The sequence below is a fragment of the Martelella sp. UBA3392 genome (assembly GCF_002358775.1).
Taxonomy (GTDB): domain Bacteria; phylum Pseudomonadota; class Alphaproteobacteria; order Rhizobiales; family Rhizobiaceae; genus Martelella; species Martelella mediterranea.
On the sequence record NZ_DEPM01000130.1, the window covers coordinates 1 to 9,024 of the forward strand.

Consider the following 9,024-nt stretch of genomic DNA (forward strand, 5'->3'; position numbering starts at 1 on the left):
ACGGTCAATCTGAAGGGCGGGCTCGGTTCCGCGAGCGCCGTCAGCGAAGCGGGCTTCACCGTGGCGGCGCTGGCGGCCGTCAATGCCATGGGCAGCGTGACCATGGGCGACGGCCCGTATTTCTGGGCAGGCAGCCTGGAGCGCGACGGCGAGTTCGGCGGTCGCGGCCTGCCCGCAGCCGTGCCGGAGGATGCCCATCGTCTCGCCATCAAGGGCGGGCCGACCACCGCGACGACGATCGGCGTGGTGGCCACCGACGCTCGGCTTTCAAAGCAGCAATGCCATCGTCTCGCCGTGATGGCCCATGATGGGCTCGCCCGGGCGATCCAGCCGGCGCATCTGCCCTTCGACGGCGACACGGTGTTGTCGGCGGCGATCTGCGAAAAGGCCGCACCGGATGATTTTGCCTTCGCCGAAATTTGCATGCTGGCGGCGAGCACGATGGCGCGGGCGATCGCGCGCGGCGTCTATGAAGCGAAAACGCTCCCCCAGGGGGGAGCGCTTATTAGCTGGAAGGAAAAATACGAGCGGCGCTGACGCCGCTTTCTACTGCGCGGCGTAACCGCCGCCGATCGCCACGTTCAGCGCGACGAAATCGCTGGCCTGCTGTGCGATCGCATTGGCGAGATTGGCTTCCGCATCGGAGACCGCGCGCTGGGCATCGAGCACGTCCAGCAGCGAGATCGCGCCGTCCTTGTAGCTCGAGGTGGAAAGCGACAGGGCATCACGATAGGAGGCGACCGTCGCCCGCAGCGATGCCACGGTGCGGCCATCGCGGGTGACCTGCGCCAGCGCGGATTCGACTTCCTGCACCGCGTTGAGCACAGTCTGCTTCCAGGCGAGATAGGCCTCGCGCGCCTGCGATTCCGATTTTGTCACATTGGCCCTGAGCGCACCGCCGTCGAAGATCGGCAGGTTGAGCGTCGGACCGAACGACCAGGAGGACATGCCGGCATTGCCGAGCGAGCTGCCCGAGACGCTGGCCTGGATCGTGCCGCCGAGCGAAATCGACGGATAAAGCTGGGCCTCGGCGACGCCGATATTGGCGGTGGCAGCAGCCAGACTGCGTTCAGCGCCGCGAATATCGGGCCGGTTCCTGATCAGGTCGGCGGGAACGCCGGAAGCAAGGCGCGCCTTCGCCACCGGGATCGGCTTCACCTTGTTCATCTGGTCGATCAGCGTGGCGGCCGGAAGCCCCATCAGCGTCGACAGCGCGTAAACCTGCTTGCGATAATCGGCCTCAAGCTGCGGGATCGTGGAAAGCTGCGCGTTCACCAGGCCTTCCGACTGCACCACGTCGAGCCGGGACGCGGCGCCCGCGTCCAGCTGGAACTGGGTGAGACGTAGGGTTTCGCGCCGGCTGTTGAGGTTGGAGCGCGCGATCGCCAGACGCTCCTGATAGAGCCGGGCGGAGATATAGGCGTCGATCAGTTGCGAGATCAGGGTGAGCTTGGCGACATCGGCGCTGGCATAGGCGGCGTCGAGCTGGTCGAGGGCTGCCTCGCCGGAACGGGCATAAAGGCCAAACAGATCGAGCACCCAGGACACCGGAACCGATCCGCCGAAGGTGTTGGTGATCTTGCGCGACTGGGCCGAGGCGCCGTCGCCGCCGGAAGCCCCGACCGTATCCGAACCGTTGAGGTTGACCTGCGGATAGGCCCCCGCCGTCGCGCTCACGACATTGGTCTCGGCCTGAACAATCCTCTCGAGCGCCTGAAGCACGGAAAGGTTCTGCACCATGCCCTGCTGGACATAGCCTGTCAGCAGCGGGTCGTTGAATGCGCTCCACCAGGCAACATCGGTCACATCGCCGACCGGCTGGCTGCTGCCTTCGCTGAACTTGTCCGGCAACGCCGCTGTCGGCGCCACATAATCCGGCCCGACAACACAGCCGGACAGGAAAACCATGAGCAGCGGAACGGATGCAATACGGCGCAACAACATCTGAAATATCCTGTCAGTTCGGCTGATCCGCGCTGCGGACCAACGGCCTATTAGTAAGCGCCGGGCCGGGCCCGGCGCAATATGGTTAACCCGGTTTTAAACCACCTGTTGCTCTTCTGCCGCTTTCTGGTCCTTCTTGCCGATGCCCATGATGCGGCACACGGCGACGAAGAACGAGGGAACGAAGAAGATGCCAAGGGTGGTTGCCGCCAGCATGCCGCCGAACACGGCCGTGCCGATGGCATTCTGCGCAGCCGAACCGGCTCCCGTCGCCAGCACCAGCGGCGTAACGCCGAGGATGAAGGCGAGCGAGGTCATGATGATTGGTCTCAGACGCATGCGGGCGGCATGAAGGGTGGCGTCGTAAAGCGAATCGCCCTTCTCGCTCTGCTCGCGCGCGAACTCCACGATCAGAATGGCATTCTTCGCGGCCAGGCCCATTGTGGTTAGCATGCCGACCTTGAAGTAGATGTCATTCTCCATGCCACGCAAGTTCGCCGCCAGAACCGCGCCGAGAATCCCGACCGGAACCGCGAGGATCACAGCGAACGGAATGCTCCAGCTTTCATAAAGCGCGGCAAGGCAGAGGAACACGAACAGCACCGAGATCATGTAGAGATACGTCACCTCATTGCCGGAGATCACCTGCTGCAGCGACATGTCGGTCCAGGCGACGGTGAAGCCGCCGGGCGTCTGATCCACCATGTCGACGAGCTGGTTCATGGCCTGTCCGGAGGCAAAGCCCGGCTGGGTTCCGCCCTGGATATCAACGGCGGAGTTGCCGTTGTAATGCGCCAGCGAAGGCGCGCCCGTGGTCCATTCGATATCGGTGAAGGCGGAGAACGGCACCATGTCACCGCTGAGATTGCGGGCATACCAGCGATAGATGTCCTCCGGTTGCATGCGGTAGGGCGTATCGCCCTGCACGTAGACCTTCTTCACCTTGTCGTCGAGCGTGAAGTTGTTGATGTTCGAGCCGGCGTAGATGGTTGATAGCATGCCCGTTGCTTCGGCGATGCTCACGCCATATGCGCCTGCCTTCTGATCGTCGATCGCGATCTTGAGCTGGGTTTCGTCCGGCTGGGTATCGGTGCGAACCTGCGCGGCTATGCCGCCCTGATTCATCTGCCGGATGATCCGGTTGGTAACCGCAAGCGTCGCCTCCTGGCCCTGATTGCCGCTGTCGACGACATAACCGGTCCAGCCGGTGGACTGGCCGAGGCCGGGGATCGACGGCGGCTGCACCACATAGACCTGAGCATCACGCACATTCATGTAGAAATAGCCGTTGGCGCGCTGGGCCACGGCGGCCGCGGTCAGGTTCTTGTCCGTTCTGTCGTCGAACGGCTTCAGCTCGATGAAGGCCATGGCGTAGTTCTGGCCCTGACCGGCGAAGGAGAAGCCCAGAACCGTGAACACGGCTTCCACGGCGTCCTTTTCCTGGTTGCGGAAATAGGCGCCCACCTGCTCCGTGACGGCACCGGTTCGCTCCGTCGTCGCTCCGGTCGGGAGATTGACGATCACGAACAGCGAGCCCTGGTCCTCATCGGGAAGGAAGGATTCGGGAAGCTGCGTGAAATAGTGATAGACCCCGAAAAGCAGGACGGCGAAAACCGCGAAAACCGGGATCAGCCACCTGAGCATGAGCGCGACGCCGTGGATATAGCCATTGGTCACGCGTTCGAAGCCGCGATTGAAATAGCCCGAAAGTCCGCGATCCTTCTTGGTCGGATCGACGGGCTTGAGCAGGGTCGCGCACAGCGCCGGGGTGAAGATCATCGCCACCATAACCGACAGGATCATCGCCGCCACGATCGTGATCGAGAACTGACGGTAGATGATGCCGGTCGAGCCGCCGATGAACGCCATGGGAATGAACACCGCCGTCAGCACCATGACAATGCCGATCAGCGCGCCCTGGATCTCGCCCATGGACTTCTGCGTTGCCTCCTTCGGCGGCAAACCATCCTCATGCATGATTCGCTCGACGTTCTCGACGACGACGATCGCGTCATCCACCAATAGGCCGATCGCCAGCACCATGGCGAACATGGTGAGCGTGTTGATCGAGAAGCCGGCAAAGGCGAGCACGCCGAAGGCGCCGAGCAGCACGACGGGCACGACAAGCGTTGCGATCAGCGTCGCGCGCAGGTTCTGCAGGAACACCAGCAGGACCACGAACACCAGCACGATCGCCTCGAACAGGGTGTGCACCACCTGCTCGATCGACAGTTCGACGAAGGGCGTGGTGTCGTAGGGGTAGATCACATCGACGCCCTGCGGCAGCGACGGCTTGATGGAGTCCATGAAATCGGTCACCGCTTTCGAGGTGTCGATCGCATTGGCGCCATTGGCAAGCTCGATCGCGAAGCCCGCCGCGGGCAGGCCGTTATAATAGGTGTAGAACTGGTAGTATTGCTGGCCAAGCTCGACCCTGCCGACATCCGAAAGCGTGACGGTCGCGCCGTTCTCGGTCGACTTCAGGATGATGTTCTCGAACTCCGTCACGTTTTCGAGCTGGGTGGCCGAAACCGCGGTAATACTGAGCTGTTGGCCCTCGACGGAGGGATTGCCGCCGATATCGCCGACGGCAACCTGCTGGTTCTGCGCCTGGATGGCGTTGGAAACATCGGCAACCGTCAGATTGTACTGGTTGAGCTTGTAGGGATCGAGCCAGACGCGCATGGCATAGGGCGTATAGAACCCCTGAACGCTGCCGACGCCTTCAAGGCGCGCGATGCTGTCATTGATCGAGCTGTCGATGATGTTGCCGAGGTCGGCGGCGGAATACTGGCCGCTGCTGTCGGTCAGCGCGACAACCATCAGGAAGCTGGAGGACGAACGGCTGACGGTGATGCCGAGATTGCGCACCACGTCGGGAAGCTGGGGCTGCACGAGCTGCAGCTTGTTCTGCACCTCGACCTGCGCGATTTCCGGATCGATGCCGGGCCCGAAGATCACCGAAATCTGCGACAGGCCGGGCGATGACGTCGAGGTGAGGTAGAGCATGTCATCGAAGCCGGTCAGGCCGTCTTCGATGACGTTGGTCACCGTGGTTTCGACCGTTCTCGCGCTCGCGCCCGGATAGCTGGCGGAGAGCGAAATCGTGGTCGGCGCGATCTGCGGATATTGCGAAATGGGTAGCTGGGAAATGCCAAGCCCGCCGATCAGCATGATCACAATGGCGATCACCCAGGCGAAAACGGGTCTGTTGATAAAGAAATTAGCCATTAATCATACCTCGAGCGCTTGGTTCCGGTGCCTGCACAAGCCTTGCGCTCAGCCATTTCCGCCTGTTGATCCTGCAGCGCTTGATGAACCACCGCTCGAAGAGCCGCCGGAAGAACCCGACGTGTCATCGACAACGACGCCCTTATCATTGATTTTCGCCGGCACCGGCGTGACATCGGTCACCCCGCCCACGAGCGACTGGAAGCCGTCGACGATCAGACGGTCGCCGTCCGAGACGTTCTTCTGCACCAGCCAGGAATTGTTGGAGACCATCACCTCGTCGAAGACCCGCGTCTCGACCTTGTTATCGGAGGTCACGAACATCGCCGAAACCTTGCCGCCGGCCTCGATCTGGGCGGCGAGCTGCGGGATGAGATAGCCCTGTTCCTCGGCAACCGTCAGCGTGGCACGCACGAACATGCCGGGCAGCAGGACATGATCCGGATTGTCGAAGATGGCGCGCAGGTTCACCGTGCCGGTCGACTGGTCGACCGTGCGCGCCGAAACGTCCAGATTGCCGGTCACGTCATAGGTGCTGCCGTCATCAAGCTGGACATTGACCTTGACCTTGGAAAGGTCGCTCTCCGATTTGAAATCGGAATATTTGCCGGTGGCCGAAAGCACCTGCCCGGCTGATTCGTACATGTCGACATAGATCGGATCGAGCTGGTTGAGATCAACCAGCGGGGTCGAGGACGACGGCGAGGCGAGGTTGCCGACCGAAACGTTGGACACGCCGAGAACGCCACCGAACGGCGCGGTAATCTTTGTGTGATCGAGGTTGATCTGCGCCGATTTTACAGCCGCCTTGGCCGCGCTGACATCCGCAAGCGCGGTGTCGTAACGGGTCTTGGCATCGGTCACCTGGATCTCGGTGGCGCCGGTGTTCACGATCCGCTGATAGCGCTCGTAGTTTTCCTTGGCGCCCGGAACGGCTGCATTGGCCTTGTCGAGATTGGCCTGCGCGGACGCGAGAGAAGCCTCGTAAGTGTCCTGCTCGATCTCGTAGAGCAGATCGCCGGCTTCCACCAGGGCGCCGTCCTTGAAGGCCTTGTTGGTGATGATGCCGGTCACCTGCGGGCGAATCTCGGCATATTGATAGGCAACCGCCCGCGCCGGCAGTGTCGTGGTCAACGGCACCGTCTGCTCCGACATCGTGATAACGCCAACCTTCGGCGGCGGCGGCTGCTGACCGGCCTGTTGGTTCTTGCCATCATCACTGCAAGCGCCGAGCGCGAATGCGAGAACGGTAAAGGCAGCGATCGGAAGCTTGCGCGACAGCATGGGCACCTATCCAGAATAGAAAATGAACAATGGTCGTTTTCTTAACACAGTCTAAACGTGGCAGGAAACAACATATCTGCCACACATGTGATCGGAATGAGGTTGGCTGCCTCATAACGGTCAAAGTGACGTATATCAGAAATCATCACTTTGCAACTCGGTATTTCAGTCCGCTGTCGATCAGATCGATGATCAGCGCCGTCTTGTCCGAAAGCGCTTCGGGATCAACGCAATGCAACATCTTCGGGTGGAGCACGCTTGCCAGCATGTCGACGATCACCCCGGCATCGCGCGCCGGATCGCCCGGGCGATATATTCCGTCCTCCATGGCTTCGGCGATCAGGGCGCAGAGCTTGTCCTCGACGAGCCGGCGATAGATTCTGCCGCCCTTGGCGGGATCCTCGAGCACCAGCGGGATCATTTCGAAAAGATACTGATTCTCCAGCTTGTCGCAGACATGTTCGCGCGCGAGCCGTGAGAGGAAAAGCTTCAGCTTCTCGTCGGGCGTTCCCGATGAATCCTCGATGCTGCAGCGCTCGGCAAGCCTGCGACCATGGCGATAGGCAATTGCCCGGCCAAGCGTCAGCTTGCTCTTGAAGTGCTTGAATACATTGGCCGGCGACATATCGAGTTCGGCGGCGATATCGGCGATCGACACGGCGGCAAAACCGCGCGCGCGGAACAGACGTTCGGCGGTCGCAAGGATCGCTTCCCGTGTTTCCGCGCCGCTTCGCCGTGGCCTTCGCATCAGCCCCAGTCCCCATCGGGATAATAGGCCTGCAGATTGGCGCGGATCCGCGCCTTCACGCTGTCGCCGCTTTCATCGGCGACAAACGGCTTGCCGGTGATCATCTCGAACGCCCGGGCATAGACGTCCGACGCCGCCAGCACGACATCTTCGGGAATCTCCGGAATCGGGTCCTTGTAGGGGTCGCAGCGCGCCACCACCCAGGAGCGGATGAAGTCCTTGTCGAAACTTTCCGGCCGTTCGCCCGCCGAAAACCGCCGCCCATAGCTTTCCGCCATCCAGTAGCGGCTCGAATCAGGCGTATGGATTTCATCGGCAAGCAGGATATTGCCGTCGGCATCCTTGCCGAATTCGTATTTGGTGTCGGCGAGGATCAGCCCCCGTTTCGCCGCGATTTCCTGTCCGCGCGCAAAAAGCTTCAGCGCCGTCGACGAGACCTCGTCCCACTCGGCCTCAGTCAGCAGTCCCTTTTCGACGATCTCGGCCGCCGTCAGCGGCTCGTCATGACCGCCGTCGAAGGCCTTGCTGGTGGGCGTGATGATCGGCGCGGGCAGCGCTTCATTGTCGCGCATGCCATCGGGAAAGGTGATGCCGTAGATCGTCCGTTCGCCGCGCTTGTAGCGGGTCAGGATCGAGGTGTCGGTGGTGCCGGCGAGATAGCCGCGCACGATGATCTCGACCGGCAGGATATCAAGCCTTTTGCCGACCACGACATTCGGATCGGGATAGGCGACCACGTGGTTGGCGGCGATATCGGCGGTTTCCTCGAACCAGAACCGGGCGATCTGGGTCAGGATCGCGCCCTTGTGCGGTATCGAAGCCAGCACCCGGTCGAACGCGCTGATGCGGTCGGTGGTGATGATGATCCGCCGGCCATCCGGCAGATCGTAGTTTTCCCTGACCTTGCCGCGATAGTAATTCGGCAATTCCGGAAAAAAGGCTTCATCGAGAACGCGCAAGAACAATCCCTTCCCTGTTTTCGGCCCTGCCGCAAAGTGTGGAATCTTGCAAAGCCTCACCGCCCTCATTACAGATTGTTAACCTCGTCGGCAATCACAATGAGGGTCCGCCACCCTCATGCAGGTGTCCCATGGATTTCATCCCGTCGCTTCCCGTTCTCCTCGCCTTTTCCGCCGCAACGCTGCTTCTGGCGCTTACCCCCGGCCCCGACATGACGCTGTCGATCAGCAAGGCGCTGAGGGAGGGTCGAGCCGCCGGGCTGATGGTGCTTGTCGGCACCAATCTCGGCATCTGCGTCCACACGATCCTGGTCGCCTTCGGCGTCTCCGCCCTGATCATCGCCTCGCCCACCGCCTTCTTCATCCTGAAGAGTGGGGGTGCGGCCTATCTGCTCTGGATCGCGGTGATGGCGATCCGCAAGGGCAATAATTTCGTGCTGGAGGCTGAGGCGCGGCCGGAGCGCAGGCGCGGCTCGCTGAAGGCGGCGATGGCGAACGGCTTCTGGGTCAATCTTCTGAACCCCAAGGTCATCATCTTCTTCATGACCTTCCTGCCGCAATTCGTGACGCCGAGCGATCCGAACGTGACCGGCAAGCTGCTCTTCCTCGGCTTCACCTTCATCACCGTCGCCATCCTGCCGACGATCGCCATCGTCATCGCCGCCCACCGGCTCTCCGGCTGGCTGATGGCGCACAAACGGGTGCTGCGCGCCATCGACTACCTGTTCGCCGGCGTGTTTTCGCTGTTTGCGGTGAAGATCTTGCTGACGCAGGCGCGGTGAGATCAAAAGCGCGGCCCGAGCACGACGACACCTCGCCGCACAGCCCCCAAAACTTCTCGCCCCGGAGGGGAGAGAT

At 61.8% G+C, this 9,024-nt stretch carries 7 protein-coding genes; 2 read left to right on the plus strand and 5 right to left on the minus strand.

Going from position 1 to position 9,024, the window contains the following annotated elements:
• On the plus strand, nt 1-537 hold a 537-nt coding region (locus B4E36_RS09685; RefSeq protein WP_345900289.1), incomplete at its 5' end, for a P1 family peptidase.
• Nucleotides 538-546: 9 nt separating this feature from the next.
• Here B4E36_RS09685 and B4E36_RS09690 read toward each other — a convergent pair.
• The 5 genes from B4E36_RS09690 to B4E36_RS09710 form a co-directional block, all read right to left on the minus strand.
• Nucleotides 547-1,944, minus strand: a complete 1,398-nt coding sequence (locus B4E36_RS09690) for an efflux transporter outer membrane subunit (RefSeq protein ID WP_345900290.1) — start codon at nt 1,942-1,944, stop codon at nt 547-549.
• Between the two features lie 96 nt (nt 1,945-2,040).
• A complete protein-coding gene (locus B4E36_RS09695) occupies nt 2,041-5,175 on the minus strand; it encodes an efflux RND transporter permease subunit (protein ID WP_018065646.1) in 3,135 nt (1,044 codons plus the stop codon).
• Between the two features lie 48 nt (nt 5,176-5,223).
• Complete coding sequence (locus B4E36_RS09700; RefSeq protein WP_345900291.1) at nt 5,224-6,459, minus strand: efflux RND transporter periplasmic adaptor subunit; 1,236 nt, start codon at nt 6,457-6,459, stop codon at nt 5,224-5,226.
• 145 nt (nt 6,460-6,604) lie between these two features.
• Nucleotides 6,605-7,207 carry a TetR/AcrR family transcriptional regulator gene (locus B4E36_RS09705; protein WP_345900292.1) on the minus strand — a complete coding sequence of 201 codons (603 nt, stop codon included), beginning with the start codon at nt 7,205-7,207 and terminating at the stop codon, nt 6,605-6,607.
• Nucleotides 7,207-8,166, minus strand: a complete 960-nt coding sequence (locus B4E36_RS09710; RefSeq protein WP_345900293.1) for a phosphoribosylaminoimidazolesuccinocarboxamide synthase — start codon at nt 8,164-8,166, stop codon at nt 7,207-7,209. Before B4E36_RS09710 ends, B4E36_RS09705 begins: the two co-directional genes overlap by 1 nt.
• Nucleotides 8,167-8,297: 131 nt before the next feature.
• Between B4E36_RS09710 and B4E36_RS09715 the strand changes: the two genes are divergently transcribed.
• On the plus strand, nt 8,298-8,948 hold the full coding sequence (locus tag B4E36_RS09715; RefSeq protein WP_345900294.1) for a LysE family translocator: 651 nt from the start codon (nt 8,298-8,300) through the stop codon (nt 8,946-8,948).
• Nucleotides 8,949-9,024: the final 76 nt, after the last annotated feature.